18 protein-coding genes and 2 pseudogenes are annotated in these 22,836 nt (G+C 40.9%); 15 read left to right on the forward strand and 5 right to left on the reverse strand.

What is annotated here, in order from left to right:
• Positions 1–65: 65 nt before the first annotated feature.
• Positions 66–266, forward strand: coding sequence for a heavy-metal-associated domain-containing protein (locus tag AC1PJP_RS18975; RefSeq protein ID WP_081400315.1), 201 nt, complete (start codon positions 66–68; stop codon positions 264–266).
• A gap of 57 nt (positions 267–323) precedes the next feature.
• Here AC1PJP_RS18975 and mobR read toward each other — a convergent pair whose 3' ends face one another.
• Positions 324–1,994, reverse strand: a complete 1,671-nt coding sequence (gene mobR / locus AC1PJP_RS18980; RefSeq protein ID WP_479768150.1) for a phenol degradation transcriptional regulator MobR — start codon at positions 1,992–1,994, stop codon at positions 324–326.
• Positions 1,995–2,362: 368 nt separating this feature from the next.
• Here mobR and AC1PJP_RS18985 point away from each other — a divergent pair, with 368 nt between their 5' ends.
• From AC1PJP_RS18985 to AC1PJP_RS19015, 7 genes are all read left to right on the forward strand, one after another.
• Positions 2,363–2,650, forward strand: a complete 288-nt coding sequence (locus AC1PJP_RS18985) for a phenol hydroxylase subunit (RefSeq protein WP_068527940.1) — start codon at positions 2,363–2,365, stop codon at positions 2,648–2,650.
• 21 nt (positions 2,651–2,671) lie between these two features.
• A complete protein-coding gene (locus tag AC1PJP_RS18990) occupies positions 2,672–3,670 on the forward strand; it encodes an aromatic/alkene monooxygenase hydroxylase subunit beta (protein ID WP_044100881.1) in 999 nt (332 codons plus the stop codon).
• An 11-nt stretch (positions 3,671–3,681) separates the two neighbouring features.
• Positions 3,682–3,948 carry an MmoB/DmpM family protein gene (locus tag AC1PJP_RS18995; RefSeq protein WP_000049450.1) on the forward strand — a complete coding sequence of 89 codons (267 nt, stop codon included), beginning with the start codon at positions 3,682–3,684 and terminating at the stop codon, positions 3,946–3,948.
• A 45-nt stretch (positions 3,949–3,993) separates the two neighbouring features.
• The gene (locus tag AC1PJP_RS19000; protein ID WP_479768151.1) at positions 3,994–5,520 is read left to right on the forward strand and encodes an aromatic/alkene/methane monooxygenase hydroxylase/oxygenase subunit alpha; all 1,527 of its coding nucleotides are present in this window, start codon (positions 3,994–3,996) and stop codon (positions 5,518–5,520) included.
• 59 nt (positions 5,521–5,579) lie between these two features.
• Complete coding sequence (locus tag AC1PJP_RS19005) at positions 5,580–5,942, forward strand: phenol hydroxylase subunit P4 (RefSeq protein ID WP_420200546.1); 363 nt, start codon at positions 5,580–5,582, stop codon at positions 5,940–5,942.
• Between the two features lie 14 nt (positions 5,943–5,956).
• Positions 5,957–7,018, forward strand: coding sequence for a 2Fe-2S iron-sulfur cluster-binding protein (locus AC1PJP_RS19010; protein WP_479768153.1), 1,062 nt, complete (start codon positions 5,957–5,959; stop codon positions 7,016–7,018).
• Between the two features lie 185 nt (positions 7,019–7,203).
• The gene (locus tag AC1PJP_RS19015; RefSeq protein ID WP_479768155.1) at positions 7,204–8,085 is read left to right on the forward strand and encodes a SphA family protein; all 882 of its coding nucleotides are present in this window, start codon (positions 7,204–7,206) and stop codon (positions 8,083–8,085) included.
• Positions 8,086–8,133: 48 nt separating this feature from the next.
• On the opposite strand, the gene AC1PJP_RS19020 is transcribed toward AC1PJP_RS19015, so the two are convergent.
• The gene (locus AC1PJP_RS19020) at positions 8,134–9,093 is read right to left on the reverse strand and encodes a LysR family transcriptional regulator (protein ID WP_004702719.1); all 960 of its coding nucleotides are present in this window, start codon (positions 9,091–9,093) and stop codon (positions 8,134–8,136) included.
• A gap of 44 nt (positions 9,094–9,137) precedes the next feature.
• Positions 9,138–9,267, reverse strand: a pseudogene (locus tag AC1PJP_RS19025) (hypothetical protein).
• Positions 9,268–9,373: 106 nt separating this feature from the next.
• Between AC1PJP_RS19025 and benA the strand changes: the two are divergent.
• From benA to AC1PJP_RS19060, 7 genes and pseudogenes are all read left to right on the forward strand, one after another.
• Positions 9,374–10,756 (forward strand): benzoate 1,2-dioxygenase large subunit, encoded by a 1,383-nt coding sequence (gene benA / locus AC1PJP_RS19030; protein WP_004793610.1) that lies wholly within the window; start codon positions 9,374–9,376, stop codon positions 10,754–10,756.
• Positions 10,753–11,272, forward strand: a pseudogene (gene benB / locus AC1PJP_RS19035) (benzoate 1,2-dioxygenase small subunit). Before benA ends, benB begins: the two are co-directional and overlap by 4 nt.
• Before the next feature lie 52 nt (positions 11,273–11,324).
• A complete protein-coding gene (gene benC / locus AC1PJP_RS19040; protein ID WP_479768158.1) occupies positions 11,325–12,341 on the forward strand; it encodes a benzoate 1,2-dioxygenase electron transfer component BenC in 1,017 nt (338 codons plus the stop codon).
• 21 nt (positions 12,342–12,362) lie between these two features.
• Positions 12,363–13,148: a 1,6-dihydroxycyclohexa-2,4-diene-1-carboxylate dehydrogenase gene (locus AC1PJP_RS19045; RefSeq protein WP_198071387.1), complete on the forward strand. Its 786-nt coding sequence runs from the start codon at positions 12,363–12,365 to the stop codon at positions 13,146–13,148.
• A 57-nt stretch (positions 13,149–13,205) separates the two neighbouring features.
• Entirely contained in the window at positions 13,206–14,399 is a 1,194-nt protein-coding gene (gene benE, locus AC1PJP_RS19050) for a benzoate/H(+) symporter BenE (RefSeq protein WP_479768160.1), read from the forward strand.
• Positions 14,400–14,878: 479 nt separating this feature from the next.
• Positions 14,879–16,237, forward strand: a complete 1,359-nt coding sequence (locus tag AC1PJP_RS19055) for an aromatic acid/H+ symport family MFS transporter (protein ID WP_479768162.1) — start codon at positions 14,879–14,881, stop codon at positions 16,235–16,237.
• 44 nt (positions 16,238–16,281) lie between these two features.
• Entirely contained in the window at positions 16,282–17,538 is a 1,257-nt protein-coding gene (locus AC1PJP_RS19060; RefSeq protein ID WP_479768164.1) for an OprD family outer membrane porin, read from the forward strand.
• Positions 17,539–17,643: 105 nt separating this feature from the next.
• On the opposite strand, the gene AC1PJP_RS19065 is transcribed toward AC1PJP_RS19060, so the two are convergent.
• Positions 17,644–18,750 carry a beta-ketoacyl-ACP synthase III gene (locus AC1PJP_RS19065; RefSeq protein ID WP_013198471.1) on the reverse strand — a complete coding sequence of 369 codons (1,107 nt, stop codon included), beginning with the start codon at positions 18,748–18,750 and terminating at the stop codon, positions 17,644–17,646.
• A 95-nt stretch (positions 18,751–18,845) separates the two neighbouring features.
• Positions 18,846–22,703: an ATP-dependent RNA helicase HrpA gene (hrpA, locus tag AC1PJP_RS19070; protein ID WP_479768166.1), complete on the reverse strand. Its 3,858-nt coding sequence runs from the start codon at positions 22,701–22,703 to the stop codon at positions 18,846–18,848.
• Positions 22,704–22,836 lie beyond the last annotated feature (133 nt).

Below are 22,836 nucleotides of genomic sequence, written 5' to 3' on the forward strand. Positions count from 1 at the left end.
CCTTACAATGATGACAAGGTTTAGACTCAGTGTTATCCAAACAAACATCTCATTCTTGATGGAGTATGAACATGAAACTACTTATTGAAAATATGACTTGTGGTGGCTGCGCTCGTGGCGTAACTGCAACTATTCAAGATATCGACCCAAATGCAAAAGTAGATGTGGACTTAGCGACCAAAATCGTAACTGTTGAAAGCAGTGAAAGCATCGATAAAATTACTGAAGCACTTGAAGAAGATGGTTTCCCTGCTCAAGTGCAATAATGAATAAGGCCTAACATTTAAAGTTAGGCCTTTATTTTTGAGCGTGTTGATATTGACTCAAAGCTGAAATTTTTTAATTCGATAATCCAGTGCTGCCCGAGTTAGCCCTAATAAACGTGCCGCTTCAGACACATTATGATTTGCCTTTTTTAAAGCCGTTAAAATTAACTGCTTTTCGTGTTCTTCTAAATTAAACTCTGCCTGTAATAATTGCTCAAAGTCAGTTTTAACAGCTATAGCCTGCTCTGGGTCATGCTTGATCTGTGGAAAAATGGCATTTAACTTAATCAGTTGCTGATCGTCCGTTAGTAAAACCGCCCTTTCTAATAAGTTTTCCAACTCACGAATATTTCCCGGCCATTCATATTGCTGCATAAAAACTTTAGTCTTTTCACTTACACCCTGAATGGTTTTACCGTACATTTTTTCAAAACGATGAAGAAAGTGTTCAACCAGTAAAGGAATGTCTTCACGGCGCTCCCGCAAAGGCGGAATCTGAACTGGAAAAATATTTAAGCGATAATACAAATCTGCCCGAAATCGTCCTGTTTTCACAGCCTGCTCAAGATCTTCATTGGTTGCTGTAATTACACGGACATCTAAAATACGTGTCTGCGAATCTCCAACTCGCTCAAACTCTCCTTCTTGCAAAATGCGTAATAGTGCCGCTTGTGCACGAGGTGAAAGCTCAATCACTTCGTCTAAAAAAATAGTACCGCCATTGGCTCGTTCAAACTTGCCCAAGCGAGATTGATGTGCCCCCGTATAGGCACCTTTTTCTACCCCAAATAACTCAGACTCAATTAATTCTGGGGGAATCGCTGCACAATTTACCGCAACAAAAGGTTGGTCTTTTCTTTGGCTATTTGCATGAACCCCTCGTGCAAAAGCTTCTTTACCAACCCCTGTTTCGCCTTGTAGCAAAATAGAAACTTTCGAACCTGCCGCCTTTGTTAATAATGCACAGACCTGTTTATAAGATGCTGACTTACCCACAGAACTAAATAATTGGTAATCGGCTTCACTATCGCTATAAATTGATTTTTTTAATTCAAACAGTTCAGCCTGCAATGCAATCAGTTCTTTTTCCATAGGTTCGGGTGACATGAACTGAATCAGTTCATCTGCATTTTCCCACTCTTCTAAAGGCTTACCAATAATACGGCAATGCTCATCACCACAAGCTTTGCACTCTATTTCCTGATAGATAATGGTCATGCCCGTCGCAAAACTACTGTAGCCGCACGCATAACCCAAAAGCATCCAGCACGCAGGTTCATCACTTGGACCAAAATGCTCTAAATGCACATCAGCTTCAAAAGAGTTAAGCCAATTTAAATCGGCATAAAACTGTTTTTTATCGTGGCTTAAATTGAGCTGGTTGGCCTGTACTTGCACCATTCCACGAATGGCGTGCATTTGTGGACCTGCCATAAAAGCATCGTGTTCATTTAAATCGGGACGCATTTTTATTGTAACTTCTGCATCTTTTAACCCAGCTTGATACCCCAATCGAATAAAAAAACGCTTAGTTCGTTCAAGTCCAATCATGTGCGCTAAATCTTTACGCAAATATCCCATAATGCTGGTGTGTAAAAGCAGCATCCGATATTCATCAAACCAGATTTGGCCGTGGGCAGTATCAAACTGCAATTTAGACAGCAAATCGTGTATTTCTTGCGGATGATCTGCGTAGCGTCCCGTTGTATCGTATTTTACTCGAGCCATGAGTGATCTGTTTTAATCCATTAAACACATTTGGGTGTTATCTCATCTTATCGAAGAACACGATAAATGTCCTAGTACCTTAAAGACATAACTTCATACTAAAAAAGTATTTCTAAATCTCTCCCATTTAAAGCCTCAAACAAGCTAAAAAGAAATTTTACGACCCTGTTCATCAAATCATGAATATCTCTATTTCACTATTCAAAAAAATTCATGAAATGGTGAATTTTAAAATGCTGCACTTTTAATAAAAATACTAAGCAATTGTTTTTAATTATAAAAATAAAGTTGGCATAGCTTTTGTAAAGCTTATAGCGAGAGCAAGGAGCATTCATCAATTTCAAGACCATGTCTTGATGGAGTACAGCATGACGCAACCTCAAGTCGAAGCATTAACCAAATATATTCGGGTCACTGGCGACTTAAACGCAGAGTTTATCGAATTCGATTTTGCCATTCACGACCCAAGTCTATTTGTGGAACTGGTTTTGCCTAAACATGCATTTAATGATTTTTGTAAGACCAATCAAGTGGTTGAAATGACCCAAGAGCAGCAAGCTTTTAACGATGCGCAGGAAGAAAAATGGCGCTATGGCACTGAAGCAACCTTAGTCGGCATGCAACGTAATAGCAACGATCACGATGATCAGATGTAAAAAATATAAGGAGATAAAGCCATGACTTTAGAAATCAAAACGTCAAATGTCGAACCTATCCGCCAAAACTACGCCTATATCGAAAGACGATTTGGTAGTAAGCCAGCAACTCGATATCAAGAAGTAAGTTTTGATGTACAGGCAGAAACTAACTTTCACTATCGTCCTTTGTGGAAACCTGAAAAGACCTTAAATGACAAAACCCATACTGCCCTGCAAATGCAAGATTGGTATGCATTTAAAGACCCTCGTCAATTCTATTATGGAACTTATGTTCAACACCGTGCGCGTTTACAAGACACCGCCGAAAGTAATTTTGCTTTTTTTGAAAAACGTCAGCTTGCAGAACATTTATCTGAAGAAGTCAAAGCTAAGATCATTGAATGCTTATTGCCATTTCGCCACGTTGAACAAACGGCAAACTTACACATGATGTCTGGTAGTGCCTATGGTTATGGCACCGTGCTTACCCAAGCTTGTATCTATGCCGCGATGGATCATTTAGGTATTGCGCAGTACATCTCACGGATTGGCTTAGCTTTAGATGGTAATAGCGGCGACTCACTACAGCAGGCAAAACAGGCTTGGATGCAGCATCCTGCATGGCAAGGCTTACGCCGTCTATGTGAAGAAAGCCTCACCGAGCAAGACTATTTCAAACTTTTCTTATTACAGAACCTTGTGATTGATGGCTTTGTGACAGAGCTGGTCTATCAACAGTTTGATCAGTGGTTAGTCACTCAACATGCTCGCGACTTAGCCATGCTGACTGAGTTTATGAAAGACACTTTAGGTGATTTACGTAAGTGGTCAGACACTGTCATTAAAACTGCGGCAGCAGAATCCAATCACAATAAACAACTATTAAATGAATGGTTCACCCAGTCTTTAGCTCAAGTAAAAGCAGCTTTTACGCCGTGGGCAACAGCAGCCTTAACAGCAGATGCAGTTGATCAAGCAGAACAAGCCGTTATTGAACGTGCAAAAAAACTCGGCCTACAACCACTTACAAATGCTTAAGGAGAAGCAACATGTCTAAAGTCTATCTCGCATTACAAGACAACGATACTTCACGCTATATCCTCGAAGCGATTGAAGAAGATAACCCTGAAGCTTCAATTCAGTATTTACCAGCCATGATTCGAATTGAAAGTGAAACTGATTTGGTCATTAAAGCCGAAACCGTATCTGAAAAACTAGGCCAAGATTGGGACATCCAATCGTTACAACTCAACATGATTACGCTGGGCGGCAACGTCGAAGAAGATGACGATACTTTCCGCCTTCACTGGAATTAATCACAACATAGACGTTGTTTAACAAAGATTTAAGGATGATCAATCATGACAACTCAAACCAAAGAAACCAGCAAAAAGTTAAATGCGAAAGATCGTTACCGCGCATTAACCCGTGATCTAGACTGGGACTTTTCCTATGCTGACCGTAAAGAGGCCTTCCCTTATGAGGAGTTTGAAGGTATCAAAATTACGGACTGGTCTAAATGGGAAGATCCATTCCGTTTAACTATGGATGCTTACTGGAAATATCAGGCAGAAAAAGAGAAAAAACTGTATGCCATTTTCGATGCATTTGCTCAAAACAATGGTCAGATGAATGTCAGCAATGAACGCTACTTAAATGCGATCAAACTCTTTTTAACAGCGGTGACTCCACTTGAATATCAGGCTTATCAAGGTTATGCACATGTAGGCCGCCAGTTTAGTGGTATTGGAGCACGTATTGCTTCTCAGATGCAGTCGATTGATGAACTGCGTCATGTACAGACTCAAATTCATGCCATGAGCCATTACAACAAGTTCTTTGATGGCTTTCAGGACTGGGCGCACATGCATGACCGCGTTTGGTATTTGTCTGTGCCTAAATCATTTTTTGAAGATGCCCGTTCTGCTGGCCCTTTCGAATTTTTATTAGCCATTAGTTTTGCTTTTGAATATGTACTTACCAACTTGCTATTTGTTCCGTTTATGTCGGGTGCAGCTTATAACGGCGATATGGCAACTGTAACCTTTGGTTTTAGTGCACAGTCAGATGAAGCTCGCCACATGACGCTTGGTCTTGAAATCGTGAAATTCTTGCTCGAACAACATGAAGACAACGTGCCGATTGTGCAGGAATGGATTGATAAATGGTTCTGGCGTGGAACGCGTTTGCTTTCAATTGTGGGCATGATGATGGATTACATGCTGCCAAATAAAGTGATGTCGTGGAAAGAAGCTTGGGAAGTTTATTTTGAACAGGCAGGCGGTGCGCTATTTAAAGATTTGAGCCGTTATGGCATTCGCATGCCGAAATATAGCGATGTGATTGTGAAAGAAAAAGAGCATGTCTCACATCAGGCATGGTGGATTTTCTATAACTTTGGTCATGTTGCTGGTTTCCATACTTGGATTCCAACCGACGAAGAAATGGATTGGTTATCGGCTAAATATCCAGACACTTTCGATAAATACTACCGTCCAAAATGGGAGTTGGCTCGCAAAATGGAAGCCGAAGGTAAACGCTTCTATAGCGCAGGTTTACCACAGCTTTGTCAGGTTTGTCAGATTCCAATGACCTTTACCGAAATGGGCGATGATCCGACTCAGTTTAGTTATCGCCATAGCATCTACCAAGGCGAACGCTACCACACCTGTTCAGATGGCTGTCATGACATTTTCGAGCGTGAGCCTGAGAAATATATACAAGCATGGCTCCCTGTAAATCAAATTTTGCAAGGCAACTGTGGTGGCGGTGACCTCGAAACCATGCTCCGTGATTATTACCGCATGAATGTCGGCGCCGACAATCTGGATATTGAAGGCTCACCAGACCAACAACGCTGGAAAAAATGGAAAGGCAACGCAGCTTAAGCACAAGGAATTGTTCAGGCAGTGATCAAGCTGCCTGATCGGAAATAAGGAGATTGAACATGACTGTTCGCGCGATACACAACAACTATCAATTTGAACCACTTGATCTGCAAAAAAATTATGGCGATCAATTCTTACTTTACGTGGGTTGGGATCATCACACACTTTTTTGCTCGGCACATGCCATGCTTGCCTCACCTCAACAAACTTTGGGACAGTTGATTGAGCAACAAATTACAGGTGGTTTTGCCCAGCATCCAGATTTTGACAAAATTGATTGGTCAAAAGTGCAATACACCTTAGATGGTCAAACAATCAGTCCAGAGAGTACACAAAGCTTGGCTGAGCTTGGTTTTGGTCATAAGTCATTACTTCGTTTCGTTACGCCAGAATTAAATGGCTATAACGACAGCTACGTTTAATTCGGAGGTGTGTCATGAGTTATCAAGTCACCATTGAACCGATCGGGACAACGATTGAAGTAGAAGAAGACCAAACCATTTTAGACGCCGCCCTACGCCAAGGCGTTTGGTTACCCTTTGCCTGTGGTCATGGCACTTGCGGGACATGTAAGGTTCAAGTCACCGACGGTTTTTATGAGGTCGGTGAAGCCTCGTCATTTGCGCTCATGGATATTGAACGTGATGAAAATAAGGTGCTTGCCTGCTGCTGCAAACCACAATCCGACATGGTCATTGAAGCCGATGTCGATGAAGACCCAGATTTCTTAGGTCATTTGGTTCAAGACTATCAAGCGACCGTCATTGAAATAAAAGACTTGTCGCCGACCATTAAAGGAATCCGACTACAATTAGATCGTCCAATCGAGTTCCAAGCTGGCCAATATATCAATGTCCAATTTCCAGACATTGAAGGAACGCGAGCGTTTTCAATTGCCAATTCACCAAGTGAAGTCGGCATCGTTGAACTGCATATTCGTAAAGTTGAAGGTGGCGCAGCGACGACTTATATACATGAACAGCTTGCCACAGGTGATCAGCTTGATATTTCAGGCCCTTATGGTCAATTTTTCGTACGCAAGTCAGATGATCAAAATGCCATCTTCATTGCAGGTGGTTCAGGTCTTTCAAGCCCACAATCGATGATTTTAGATTTACTTGAATCTGGAGATAGTCGCACGATTTACCTCTTCCAAGGAGCACGAGACTTGGCAGAGCTATACAACCGAGATTTGTTTGAACAGCTCGTAAAAGACTATCCAAACTTCCGCTATATCCCTGCCCTCAATGCACCAAAAGCAGAAGACCAATGGACTGGATTTACCGGATTTGTGCACGAGGCTGTTGCTGATTACTTTGAAAATCGATGTGGTGGACACAAAGCATATTTGTGCGGCCCACCAATCATGATCGACTCGGCAATTTCAACACTCATGCAAAGTCGCTTATTCGAACGGGACATTCATACTGAACGGTTCTTAAGTGCAGCCGATGGCGCTGCTGGACAATCGCGTTCGGCTTTATTCAAACATATTTAAAGATAAACCTTTAAGCACTCCGCTTTTTCAAATGAGCTTTGTATTTGTAATTTAGAAAGCAAATACAAGGCTCACAGGAATTCTGCATTCCAAATTTACAGGTTAAACAGACTCAAATTTTTAAAGACCGTTAAGGAATAACGTTTTTTTAGTGACAAACCAAACAACACAGAATAGGACATTCTATGAATAACAAAATTGCTGCAATCATATGTGGTGTAATCAGTGCCCTTTACCTTCCTTCTGCATTTGCGACAGAAAATGGCTCGGACTCTTTTGCCTTAGGTGCCGAAGGTATGATGGCTGGTGCCTTACCACCTGCTGGGGTTTATCTACTCAGTTATTATCAAAATTATCACGCATCAGAGTTTCAAAATGGTCCCGATCAGTTCCATGTTGATGTCAACGCCGTGGTTCCACGGTTGGTCTGGATGACCGATCAAAAAATTATGGATGGACAACTGGGGCTTTATGCAGCCCAGCCATTGGTTGATCTAAGACTCAAAGTAAATGGAATGGCTGACTCAAACCAAGGTCTCGGAGACTTGATTTTGGGTGGTATGCTCGGCTGGCATCAAGGAAATCATCACTGGATTGCAGCTCTCGAAACGGTACTTGGGACAGGTGAATACGACACTCCAAGTACGACACATCCAGTTGAAGCCAATCTCGGGAAAAACTATCACACCATTCGACCGATTATTGCCTATAGTTATGCCAACGCGGCAGGCTTAGATCTTTCAACTAAACTGTCTTATAGCTGGAATACGCGTAACGACGCGACTGACTACCAGTCTGGACAATACATTGCGGGTGACTATAGCTTAGGTTACCGCATTAACCCCAAACTCAAAGTTGCAGTTGAAGGCTATGCTTTTAAACAAACTACAGATGACAAAGTAAACGGAAGTGACATTGGGTTTAAAGGACAGGCTTTTGCAATTGGGCCAGGCATTCAATATGCCGATAAGAACTGGTCTATCGAAGCCAAATTTTTAAAAGAAACCGAAGTCGAATATCGTCCCGAAGGCCATACCAGCTGGCTAAAACTGATTTGGGCTTTTTAAAACACATCAACGCATAGCTTCAGCTTTTGAGGCTATGCCCTGCTTTATTTAAAAATCGATACCGTCTGAATCATCTATCGGATTTTGATCGAGCGTGAAAACGGTGCGTTTATATGGAATACCTTCAAGATCATAAACCTGATAAATACAATCAAATAAAAGCTGTAAGTCTTCACTTCGATCCATTGCACGAGCAGTAATGAAAATCGGACTGACTGCGCCGTTATCTAAAATCGGAATGTAATTTAAATGAGGAAAGCGAATAGTATCGGCACTGGCAGGAATAATACACAAACCTTCACCCGCAGCCACCAAACCCAAAGCCAGCTGAATTTCCCGTATTTCATGCATATTTTTTGGAACCAAACTATGCTCGGCAAAAATATTCAAAAGCTGGGTCGAAAAATTGGGTTTCGGTGAAGTGGGATACATAAACATCTTTTCATCAATGAGATCGGCCAGATATACCCCTTCGGTACGCTGCGCAATCGGATGACTCGTATGTGCAGCAACCACCAAACGTTCTTTACGTAGCAGAATACGTCTTACCGCAGGATCACTAATTCTTAAACGTCCAAACCCAACATCAATACGTCCTTCTTTTAATGCCTGTAGTTGCTCAGTCGTACTTAACTCCATCAATTGAATATTCAGATGCGGCTGCTGCTGCCGAAATAAATAAATGATTCGCGGCAGTAAACCATAGAGTAAAGACCCAACAAAACCGATGGTCACACTGCGTTCAATCAGTCCAATACGCTTGGTCATACTTTTTATTTCTTCAGCATTCGACAAAAGTTTAAGGGCATGCTGATAAAAGAAATGTCCAGCTGGTGTTGTCTGTAAAGGACGGCTTCCACGCTCAAACAGTTGAATTCCAAGCTCACTTTCCAAATTTTGAATCTGTCGACTCAAAGGTGGTTGAGCAATAAATAGTTTTTCCGCAGCTTTTGTAAAGCTCTGCTCTTCAACAACAGCCACAAAATATCGTAAATGTCTTAGTTCCATAAGGCATCCATACCTTTAAGATATAAAAAAATGCAAATTCAGTCTTAGACACAGTTTAACCATTCTTTTAAGGTATGTACAAGCAACAAACCGATGAAGTGATGAATTGCTTTGTGAAAAAGCCCTCTTGCCAATCTTCCAGCGATTCATCTTCATCAATTCACGGTTAAACACCCAGCGCACTCATGCGCTTCATTGACAATATTAGGATATCAAGACCTTGTAAATCGTAGCTAAGGCCTTGGTGACTTCCACACTTTTGGAAAGTCGGAGAACGGACATGCCACGTATTCCTGTAATCAATACTAGCCATCTTGACCGTATTGATGAATTACTTGTAGATAATATCGATACAGGTGAATTTAAACTTCATCGCTCAGTGTTTACTGACGAAGCCCTATTTGACCTCGAAATGAAATATATCTTCGAAGGTAATTGGGTTTACTTAGCACACGAAAGTCAAATTCCGAATAATAATGACTACTACACCACTCACATTGGTCGTCAGCCAGTCATTATTGCCCGCAACCGTAACGGCGAACTCAATGCCATGATCAATGCGTGTTCACACCGCGGAGCACAACTTTGCCGTCACAAGCGTGGTAACAAAGCAACATATACCTGCCCTTTCCACGGTTGGACGTTTAACAACTCAGGTAAATTACTCAAGGTTAAAGATCCAAGCGAAGCTGGTTACTCGGACTGCTTTAACCAAGAAGGCTCACACGACCTTAAAAAAGTGGCTCGTTTTGAGAGCTACAAAGGTTTCTTATTTGGTAGCTTAAATCCCGATGTTCCTTCACTTGAAGAATTCTTGGGTGAAACCACCAAAATCATCGACATGATTGTTGATCAGTCTGAACATGGTTTAGAAGTTTTACGTGGTTCATCTACCTATACATACGAAGGTAACTGGAAACTCACCGCTGAAAATGGTGCCGATGGTTATCATGTTTCTGCTGTTCACTGGAACTACGCAGCAACAACTCAACACCGCAAAGAAACACAAGCTGCCGATAACATCCGTGCAATGAGTGCAGGTTCTTGGGGTAAACAAGGCGGTGGCTCATATGGCTTTGAAAATGGCCACATGTTGCTGTGGACACAATGGGCAAACCCAGAAGACCGTCCTAACTTCCCTAAAGCAGACGAATACACCGAAAAATACGGTGAAGCGATGTCGAAATGGATGATTGAGCGTTCACGTAACTTGTGTCTCTATCCAAACGTTTATTTGATGGATCAGTTCGGTTCGCAAATTCGTGTACTTCGACCACTTTCGGTTAATAGAACTGAAGTCACCATTTACTGTATCGCACCTAAAGGCGAAGCACCTGAAGCTCGCGCACGTCGTATCCGTCAATATGAAGATTTCTTCAATGCCTCAGGCATGGCAACACCAGACGATTTAGAAGAATTCCGTGCTTGTCAGGCAGGCTACGCAGGTATTGCCCTTGAGTGGAATGACATGTGCCGTGGTTCAAAACACTGGATTTATGGACCAGACGATGCAGCGAACGAAATCGGTTTAAAACCCATGCTAAGTGGTATCAAAACTGAAGATGAAGGTCTTTATCTTGCCCAACATCAATATTGGTTACACACCATGAAACACGCGATTGCATCAGAGAAAGAAATTGCTGATCAGGGAGAAACAGCATGAGTGCTCAAGACAAAGCAACTTTAGAAAATATTGCTCAGTTTCTCTATCGTGAAGCTCGCTTTTTAGATGATGAACAATGGGAAGATTGGATTGAATGCTATGCACCCGAAGCTTCTTTCTGGATGCCAGCTTGGGACGACGACGATAGATTAACTGAAGATCCGCAATCTGAAATTTCACTTATTTATTATCCAGACCGTCAAGGTTTAGAAGATCGTGTGTTCCGTATTAAAACCGAGCGCTCATCTGCAACCATGCCAGACACACGCACAAGCCACAATATTGCCAACGTTGAAGTCGTAGAGCGTGACGGAGACAAAGTCACTGTTCGCTTTAACTGGAATACCTTGAGTTTCCGTTACAAGACAAATTACAGCTATTTCGGTATGTCACGTTATGTGATCGATTTTTCAGGTGATCAACCAAAGATCTTGAGCAAGTATGTCGTTTTGAAAAATGACTACATCAATCAAGTGATTGATATCTACCACCTTTAAGACATACCCCCTCAGTTAAACGGACTGTTGGCTGAGGGTATAAGTTTCAAATATTTTGTAGGATACATGCCATGTCAAACCACAATGTTGCACTTCAATTTGAAGATGGTGTTACACGTTTCATTAACGTAGCTCAAGGCGAAACCCTATCTGACGCAGCCTATCGCCAAAAAATTAATATTCCTTTGGATTGCCGTGACGGTGCATGTGGAACTTGCCGTGCATTTTGCGAGTCCGGTAGTTATGACATGCCAGAAGAAACCTATATTGAAGATGCATTAACTCCAGAAGAAGCTGAGCAAGGCTATATTCTTGCTTGCCAATGTCGTCCAACTTCTGATGCGGTATTCCAGATTCAAGCCTCGTCAGATGTTTGTAAAACTGCAATTCATAGCTTCCAAGGCATATTAGCTCGCGTTGAAAATTTATCAGACTCAACCATCACATTTGATATTCAACTTGATGAAGGTCAACCGGATATTCATTTTCTTGCAGGTCAGTATGTGAATGTTGCTATTCCTGAAACTGGCGAAACACGTTCATATTCATTTAGCTCAAAACCAGGCAATCGCTTAACTGGCTTTGTAGTCCGTAACGTACCGAACGGCAAAATGAGTGAATTCCTGAGCAAAAATGCCCAAGCTGGCGACAAAATGACATTTACCGGTCCATTCGGTAGCTTCTACTTACGTAATGTAGTGCGTCCAGTGCTGATGCTGGCAGGCGGTACTGGTATTGCTCCATTTATGTCAATGTTACAAGTGCTTGAAGAAAAAGGTTCAGAACAACCAGTTCGCTTAGTCTTTGGCGTCACCAATGACTTTGATTTGGTTGCTCTAGAAAAACTCAATGAGTTGCAAGCAAAATTCCCATGGTTTGAATATCGAACTGTAGTTGCAAGCCCTGAGAGCAACCATGAACGCAAAGGCTATGTCACTGGTCATATTGAAAGTGACTGGTTAAACGGTGGCGACGTCGATGTTTATCTATGTGGCCCAGTACCAATGGTAGAAGCGGTACGTGGCTGGTTAGAAACTGAAAATATCAAACCTGCTAATTTCTTGTTTGAAAAATTCTCTGCAAACTAATTCAAGGTGGAGAAGTTATATATGTCAAACCGTCAAAGATTTACCGATAAAGTCGTGATTGTTACGGGTAGTGCCCAAGGTATTGGCCGTGGCGTGGCACTGCAAGTTGCAGCTGAAGGCGGCCAAGTCATCATGGCTGACCGCTCTGAATATGTTGAGGAAGTTCTCAAAGAAATTCAGAGTGCAAATGGCAATGCTGTCACGATTAATGCCGACCTTGAAACCTATGCAGGTGCACAAGCAGTTGTTGCAAAAGCCATTGAACACTATGGTCGGGTAGATATCCTGATTAATAATGTGGGTGGCGCGATCTGGATGAAACCTTTTGAAGAGTTTTCTGAAGAAGAGATTATTAAGGAAGTGAATCGCTCGTTATTTCCAACGTTATGGTGCTGCCGTGCTGTGTTGCCAGCCATGATTAAGCAACAAGCAGGTGTTATTGTAAATGTCTCTTCAATTGCAACCCGTGGTATTAATCGTATTCCATACTCTGCATCTAAGGGCGGTGTAAATGCTCTAACAGCATCGCTTGCTTTTGAACATGCCAAAGACGGAATTCGAGTCAATGCCGTTGCGACAGGTGGAACCGAAGCACCACCTCGGAAAGTACCACGCAATGCCAATCCGTTAAGTCAAAATGAAAAAGACTGGATGCAGCAAGTGGTTGATCAAACCATAGATCGAACATTTATGGGCCGTTATGGCACAATTCAAGAACAAGTGAATGCAATTTTATTTCTTGCATCAGACGAAGCATCCTATATGACTGGCTCGGTTATTTCAGTCGGAGGTGGAGATCAGGGTTAAACCTGATCTTTTTGCATGATTGGGTAAATAATATGATTTGCATGGAGGCAATCACACATGGCAACCCTGTTCAAGACATTAAAAAATGACTGGTCCATATCAGCAACAGTTGCTGGCTTTCTTGCGGTTTTAATTTCTTACTCAGGCCCACTGATTATTTTTTTCCAAGCTGCTCAGCGTGCTCATGTGTCCACCGATATGATGGTGTCATGGATTTGGGGAATCTCAATTGGTGCCGCCGTTTCAGGTATTTATCTTTCGATTAAATATAAAACGCCTGTCATAACCGCATGGTCAGCACCAGGCACTGCCCTATTAGTTACCCTATTTCCCAACGTATCATTGAATGAAGCGGTAGCCGCCTATATTACTTCTGCCATCGTTATTTTTTTAATTGGCGTTACCGGTTACTTCGACAAGTTACTTAAGTGGATTCCGCAAGACGTCGCTGCGGGCATGATGGCGGGTATTCTTTTTCAATTTGGTATTGGTCTATTTACCGCGTCTGATAGCATGCCTTTTATTGTCTTTAGCATGCTTATTGTCTTTTTAATTGCCAAACGTTTAATGCCGCGCTACACCATGATTTGGGTGTTAGCTGCTGGAGTTTTATTAAGTCTCATTTTAGGAAAAATGAATCCAGTTGATGTAAGTTTTAGTTTAGCGATCCCACAGTGGATTAGCCCAGAATGGACATGGAACTCAACACTCAACCTCGCTGTTCCTCTCATTTTAGTTAGTCTAACTGGTCAGTTTTTACCGGGTATGGCGATTATGAAACTCAGCGGTTACGACACACCAGCCAAACCCATTATTACTGTCACCAGTATTGCCTCTTTAGCTGTTGCCTGTGTCGGCGGTATTACCATTGTGCTTGCCTCCATTACCGCTGCTTTATGTATGGGCAAAGATGCGCATGAACTTAAAGAAAAACGCTATATCGCAGGAATCGCCAACGGAATTTTTTATATTTTAGGAGGCTTATTTGCTGGCAGTATTGTCATGTTATTTAGCTTACTTCCTAAAGAATTAGTTGCAGCACTGGCAGGTTTAGCCTTGCTTGGAGCAATTGCCACCAATATTTCTATTGCCATGAAAAATGATAGTCAACGCGATGCTGCACTTATTACCTTTTTAGCTACCGCATCAGGCATGCATTTCCTTGGATTAAGCTCAGTTTTTTGGGGTATTTGTATTGGTGTAATCGCCCATTTCATTCTCACACCACGTTCAACTTCAGCCACAAATTAAGTTTTTTATCTAAGTGCCCGCCACTAAAATAAAGCCTCAATCGCCAAATCAGGATGCAAATAATTTGCTAATTCTGATTTGGCGATTTTTTATTGAATATAGATTAAATTTTATTTTTAAGATCAATTTCTAAAATAATTAAATAATAGACTTTAGTATTTTATTTTTATATTTTCACTTCAACTCATAATACAAATTTAACAATATTTTTAGCTGTGATTATTATCAATAAAATCCATAAAAAAACATCTATAAAATCCTTAAAATTCTCATCATACAATATTTAATCTTATTTTAAAGACACAACAAAGACAGCTAAAACAATAAAAATAAATATATATTTTTCAAATAATTAAACCAATAAAAGCACAATACCTTAAAGACATAAAGATATATCAATTAGGTTTTTGACTCCAACTCAATAACAAAATAGTTTATTAAAAAATAACGCGATGCTTCACAAATTGGAGGTGAAGAAAATGGATACGAGCAAGGTTAATATTAATGAGTTAATTGATAAGGCCAGTTTTACATCTTTTCATTGGAAAGTTTTAATCTGGTGCTTACTTATTATTATTTTTGATGGATATGATTTAGTTATTTATGGGGTTGCTCTTCCTCTGTTAATGCAGCAATGGTCATTAACTGCGGTAGAAGCTGGTTTACTCGCCAGTGCTGCTCTATTCGGCATGATGTTTGGTGCCATGATTTTCGGCACACTTTCAGACAAACTGGGACGTAAAAAAACCATCCTGATTTGTGTCACCTTATTTAGCGGATTTACCTTTATAGGTGCCTTTGCCAAAGGACCAACTGAGTTTGCTATTTTACGCTTTATTGCAGGCCTTGGGATTGGTGGCGTTATGCCAAACGTTGTCGCACTTATGACCGAATACGCACCAAAAAAAATCCGCAGTACATTAGTCGCAATTATGTTTAGTGGCTATGCAATTGGCGGCATGACATCTGCTCTACTCGGTGCATGGCTGGTTAAAGATATGGGCTGGCAAATCATGTTTTTGATTGCGGGTATTCCCCTGTTATTGCTCCCATTCATTTGGAAATTTTTGCCAGAGTCTCTCACCTTTTTAGTGAAATCAAACCATAGCGAACAGGCAAAAAGTATTGTTTGTAAAATTGCGCCAGAAACGCAGGTAAACGCCAATACACAACTGGTGTTAAACGAAAGCACAACCACAGATGCACCTGTCCGTGCGCTTTTCCAACAAGGCCGTACCTTCAGCACATTTATGTTCTGGATTGCTTTCTTTATGTGCTTACTCATGGTGTATGCCTTAGGAAGCTGGTTACCTAAACTCATGCTGCAAGCGGGCTATTCATTAGGTGCGAGCATGTTGTTCCTGTTTGCACTCAATATTGGCGGCATGGTCGGTGCAATTGGCGGCGGTGCTTTAGCAGATAGATTCCATTTAAAACCTGTTATTACGATCATGTTTATTGTGGGATCAGCAGCTTTAATTTTACTTGGCATTAATAGTCCGCAATTTATTTTATATAGCCTGATTGCGATTGCTGGTGCTGCCACAATTGGTTCGCAAATCTTACTCTACACTTTCGTTGCACAGTTCTATCCAACAGCACTTCGTTCAACTGGCATGGGCTGGGCATCTGGAATTGGTCGTATTGGTGCGATTATTGGACCAGTTTTAACCGGAGCCCTACTCACACTTGAGCTTCCTCACCAAATGAATTTCTTAGCGATTGCAATTCCGGGTGTGATTGCTGCGTTTGCAATATTTATGGTCAATCTAAAAGCCTCTGTTGCCGCACAAACGCCATCAACTTTTAACCCTCAAAACACGCTTACCCAGCAATAAATATAAATGCGCCGAGGATTGGCGCATCTTTTTGGAAATGGATTATGGAATTATTACATCGCTTTAAGCCACGTGCTTTAACTTTCGCGACCTTAGTGTTGATGTGTGGCAATTCATTCGCTGCAAATCCAAATCAGCAGCCCGAAGATGAGTGGAAATTCACTTTAAAAAATGCCTATATCAATCGTAATTTTGATAATGATGCACTCAAAGATACTGGTAGCTGGTCTCAGGCAGCATCACTATTTTATAAATCGAAAATGCATGACACCCCTCTGCAAATTGCAGATAAGCCCATTACGATTGGTGCCGATGCTTCTGTTCAATACGCCGTTCGCTTGAGTTCAGATAAACATGTTGCGGACACGGTTTTGCCTTTTAATAAAGAAACACAATCTCAAGCATCCGACTTTTTAAAATACGGCGCCACTTTAAAGCTAGGATATGACAAAACCCTTTTAAGTATCGGTGAACTCTGGCTAGATTTGCCTGTAACGGCTGTTGATGCCAGCCGACAATTGCTTGCCTCTTATTGGGGAACCAATCTTAAGTCGCAACTTTCAGATCAGCTTTATGCTGAAATTGGTCGGGTTGAAAAAGTCTCTCCACGAAATGAAGAAGACTTTAAAAAGTTTTCATTCACGGCAAATGGCATTACCAAAGAATCTGATGGCCTTAACTATATTGACTTGCGCTATCAATTCACGCCGTCACTCAAGGGCGAATACTACTTTGGTAATTTAGAAGACCTCTACAACAAACACTATGTAGGGCTTGAGCATAATTGGAAACAACCTAATTTTGCGCTTACTTCTAAGTTTAAATACTTCAATGCAAAAGATGATGGCAATACTTTTGATATTGATGCGCAAAACATTGGGGTGCTAGAGACTCTTAAAGTAAAAAACCACACCTTTGGTTTAGGTTATCAACAAATTATGGGTGAGTCGGCTTACCCATTACCGGATGGTTTTTTACCAGAGACCTATTTCATTAACTGGAATACCACCGGATTCTTTAAAGAAGACGAAAAGTCCTATCATGTGATGTATGGCTACGATTTTAAAGATTACGTTCCAGGCTTAAACGCAATGGTGAAATATGTTTACGGCCATGACTTTAAAGCAGCCAATGGTGAGAAAAACCATGAAACTGAGTCGAATGTGATTTTAAATTATGCGTTTCAGCAGCCATTCTTAAAAGGCGTCGCTCTGCAATATATTCGTATTGATTACAACGTTAAACATGGCAATGATTTTGGTGAAGATCGCTTGTTTGTAAACTACACCAAAAAGTTTTAATCATTTTTGATTCAATCTAAGCGGGCTAATTTTGGCCCGCTTTTTTATTTTATTTCGCTCATAAAAAAACGCTCTTACGAGCGTTTTTTTAATTAATCTTGTAGCTTAAGCAACATGCTTTTGTACAACAATCGAACCTACTGAATAACCAGCGCCGAAAGATGAAATCACGCCATACTCGCCATTATCTACTTCGTGGCCTGTACGGTGTAAAGCAATAATCACACCTGCTGAAGAGGTATTGGCAAACTCATCTAGAATAATTGGTGCACGGCTTAAATCAGCTTCTTTACCAGCAACATATTTCAAGATTAGTTCATTCATGTTGGCATTGGCTTGATGTAACCAGAAACGCTTAATATCGTTTGCAGTTAACTGCATTTTTTCCAACTGTGCATTAATGATTTTTGCCACTAACGGACAAACATCTTTAAATACTTTACGGCCATCTTGACGGAATAACTTGTCGTCAACCACTGCATCTTCGCTACGGTTTAAGAAACCGAAGTTATTGCGAATGTTGTTTGAAAATTGAGTAAATAAATGAATATCTAAAATTTCAAAACCAGTTTTAGTAGTCGTTTCTTCAATAATAGAAGCAGTCGCAACGTCACCAAAAATGAAGTGACAATCACGGTTACGGTAGTCTAGGTGACCCGATGTAATCTCAACGTTCACCAATAAAACACGGCGAGCACCCGAACGAATTGCATCAGCTGCTTGTTTCAAACCAAAAGTGGCAGCTGAACATGCAACGTTCATATCGTAGGCATAACCTTGAATGCCAAGTGCTGACTGGATTTCAATCGCTACAGCTGGATAAGCACGCTGCATGTTTGAACATGCCAAAATCACAACATCGATATCTTCAGCAGTTACACCTGCATTTTCCATTGCCTGTTTCGCAGCAATGACGCCCCACTCTGCTTGAAGTGAAAGTTCATCATTTGAACGTTCAGACAAACGAGGACGCAAACGATTTGGATCGAGAATACCTGATTTCTCAATCACGTAACGACGCTTAATACCAGACGCTTTTTCAATAAATTCAGCACTAGAACCACGTAATTCTTCTAGCTCACCTGCTGCAATTTTTTCCGCATTCTCTTGGTTATATTGTTCCACATAAGCATTTAAACTGTCGGCCAGTTCTTCATTAGAAATGATTTCTGTTGGGTGAAATAACCCAGTACCTGTGATACGAATGCCCATGTAAAACTCCTAAAAAAATGAATAGGGTCTGTTAATCTTTCATTTATAAATTGCGTTGTAGGCTAAACAACAACATAAACAGACCCCGATCTATCTTAACTGATTCCCAAACGATCCCATAACTTTTGTAGTCGAGTTGGTGAAATAGGCATCTTGGTTTTCATCGGTTGAGAAAATAAAGAAATGCGAAATTCTTCCAACATCAAATACAATTCTTTGATTTTGGGATTGTTTTTGAATTTAAATACCTTGTCCATCCATGGATCGACATCATCAATAGCGGCATGATCTCGCTGTAGATTATTTGGCAATCGATCCAAACGCAATAGCAGTGCTTTTAAATATCGCGGATATTCCTGCCAAAGATCGACTGGTTGGCAATAAACAAAATTACCAAGTGACATGAGATCTAATTGATCTTCAATATCATCAATACTGCGTCCAAATACCCCTGCATCAAGCACTAAAAGCTGACGGCGAATTTGCTGCCATTGAATATAAATATCACTTAATTGCTCAAGTGCTTGCTGACCATAACTCAAAAATTGCTTTTTGACCTGATCTAGCAGCTTATTAAATTCATCAGCATTAATTGGCAAAGTTGTAATTGCCATTTGCAATGTTGCATAAACTAACATCTGCTCAAGCTTAGCTTTATCACCCAAAGGTGAATATGCCAAAGCAAGCGGTTTTGAAATCTGCTTTTTCAACTGACGAACTAAGTCACCAAGCTGCATGTGAACCAGACGGATAATCCCTTCACGATGCTGCTTAATGGCTTCAGCCTGATCATTAAAAGTTTGAATAACAACACCAGAGTCATCTTTAGCTTCAATTTCAGCAAAAGCTTTTGTAGGAACTAAAGCCTGATATTGTTTCACAACAACACCCGTAACTTTATGTGAAGCCTCAAAAGTAAAATTCTCAGGGAAGTTTTTAAACTCACCTTTTTGCTGTTTTACTGGACGATGTGTTTCCACACGGCAACGCGCTTTTAACTCAGGTAAATCACGGCCTTTTGCAATCAACTTACCTTTTTCATCAATCACTTTAATGAAAGGCACCAAATATGGATCAATGCGTTCAAACGAGAAATCTTTGTCAGTAATTTGCTCACCACGTAAGGCAAAAGCTAAATAACTAAAGATATGTTCACGTAAATGTACTGCATCAATGCCTTGCATGAGCTTGCGAGCAGTATCTGGAATAGGCACTACATTACGACGCTTATCTTTAGGTAAAGCTTTAAGTAAAGCCTCAATTAAATCTAAACGCCAACCCGGAATTCCCCATGACCAAATATTTTCATCAACTTGAGGCAATGCCTGTACAGGAATTTGAACAGTCGCACCATCTTCGTCATGGCTCGGGTCAAAATGATATGTCGTTGCTAGACGTAGCTGCCCATTGTGTAGATGATCTGGGAATTGCTGCGTTGTTGGTCGGTCATTGAGCCAAAGTGAATCATCTTCAATAAATAAATAACGCGGATGATTCGCTTCTACCGTCGCACGCCAGTCTTCAAAACTACGACGACTTGCGATTTCTTCAGGAATCTTAGAGGCGTAAAACTGATAAATCGTTTCTTCATCGACCACTAAATCACGGCGACGCAATTTATCTTCAACTCGCTCCACTTCTTCAAGTTTAAGTAAGTTGTGTTTTAAAAATGGTGGGATCGTACCCAAATTACCAGTGGTTAATGCATCGCGTAAGAAAATCTCATGAGCAGCAGGCTGGTCAACTTTCTCAAAATTAATTAAGCGTTTTGGTTCAATAATTAAACCAAAAAGCGAAATTTGCGCATACGCATTTACGATCCCAGCTTTCTTGGACCAGTGCGGCTCAAAATAGTGATATTTCAATAAGTCACGTGCAGCAAGCAAAATCCATTCAGGGTCAATTTTGGCTAAAGTACGTAAATACACTTGAGAGGTTTCAACCATCTCAAAAGCCATCACCCATGAGGTATTGGTTTTGTGCAACGTACTTGCTGGAAAAACTTTAGCCTTTTGCTGACGCACCGCCATAAAGGTATTGCGCTCATCTGTTTTATTCGCAATAAAAGACAACAAACCTGTCAGCAATGCACGGTGCAAGTTTTCATAATTCGCAGGTTTTTCATTAAAGCTAAGTTTTAAACCTTCTGCTAACTCAACTAATTGCTGATGTGTCTGTTTCCATTCACGTAAACGTAACCAACTTAAAAAATTCTGCTTAGCAAACTGACGTCGTTTATTTTCAGACATCCCTACTTCACCTTTAGGATTTAAAGTCTCCCAAAGTTTCAAATAAAACAGAAAATCTGAATCGGCTTCTTTGAACAAAGCATGCTTTTGGTCAGCCTGCATTTGCTTGTCGGCTGGTCGCTCACGCGGGTCTTGAACTGCTAAAGCACTCACTACAATTAAGATTTCTTTGAGCACGCCAAAATGAGCACCACCAACAATCATACGAGCGAGTCGTGGGTCAATTGGCATACGTGCCATCATTTGCCCGACTTTAGTCAGCTCATTTTTCTTTTCGTTAAGCGCCCCTAACTCGATGAGTAGCTTTCGACCATCATTTACAAGTCGGAAATCTGGTGGCTCAATAAAATCAAAGTTTTCTAACTCGCCCAAACCTAAACTGTGCATTTGCAAAATAACAGAAGCCAAATTGGTTCGTTTAATTTCAGGTTCGGTAAATTCGGGGCGGCTTAAGAAGTCTTCTTCGCTATATAAACGAATACAGACACCCGCCGCAATACGACCACAACGCCCTTTACGCTGATTGGCCGCAGCCTGAGAAATTGCCTCAATTGGTAAACGTTGCACACGTGAACGGTAGTTATAACGAGAAATACGGGCAAAACCGCTATCAATCACATAACGAATATTTGGAACAGTAAGCGCTGTTTCGGCCACGTTAGTCGCAATAATAATACGACGCCCTTTTCCACCTGGACTAAAAATCTTTTGTTGTTCAGAAACAGCTAAGCGCGCATACAAAGGTAAAATTTCGGTGTGTCTTGGCCCGTACTTTTGCAAGGTTTCCTGCAACTCACGAATTTCTTGTTCTGTACTTGAGAAAATTAAAATGTCGGCATGTTCGGGGTGACCTTTTGCTTCTGCGTCAGCAAAGCATTCTTCTACTGCCTGTACGACTGCTCGAGGTAAGTTTTCTTCGAAATCATCAAATTCATCGTCATCACTTCCGCCAATATTCATTTCTGAAATTGGACGATAAAGCACTTCAACTGGATAACTACGACCTTCTACTTCAAAAACTGGTGCATTATTAAAGTAATTACTGAAACGATTTACATCTAAAGTTGCCGAAGTCACAATCACTTTTAGGTCTGGGCGTTTTGGCAGTAACTGCTTTAAATAGCCCATAATAAAATCGATATTGAGTGAGCGTTCATGCGCTTCATCAATAATGATCGTGTCATATTTAGACAAGAAACGGTCATTGCCTAACTCGGCAAGCAAAATACCATCGGTCATTAACCGTACAATTGAATCTTGCGAACCTTGTTCATTAAATCGGATTTTAAAACCAATCGATTCACCAAGCTTTTCGCCGACTTCTTCTGCAATACGCTGAGAAACACTACGTGCAGCTAAACGACGAGGCTGAGTATGACCAATCATGCCCGTTAAGCCGCGACCTGCTAACATTGCAATTTGAGGAAGCTGAGTGGTTTTACCTGAACCCGTCTCACCTGCCACAATAATGACCTGATGCTTTTGAATCGCATCAATTAAACGGTCAGCATATTGAGAAACAGGTAAATCCTGATTCAGTTTAATTTTAGGCAGTCGTTCAAATCGTTGCCTTACTTTGGCATTAGATTGTTCAAATAATTTTTCAATCTCTGCTGTATTGGCTTTTTTATCTTTACGCAAACGATTTAAACGGTAACGATCTCTTGCCATTACCCACTGATCAATATTTAAATCATTCTGCACAGACAAATTTTCCTGAAAATACAACAATCCTCTATTTTACGCTCTAATGCCCTTCAGGTAAAACACTTGGTTTTTTATATATTTTTAATTTTTTAAAATTTTACCCTTGAATTTTGACTCGCTAGACTTCATG

The organism is Acinetobacter sp. V116_7 (assembly GCF_056735735.1).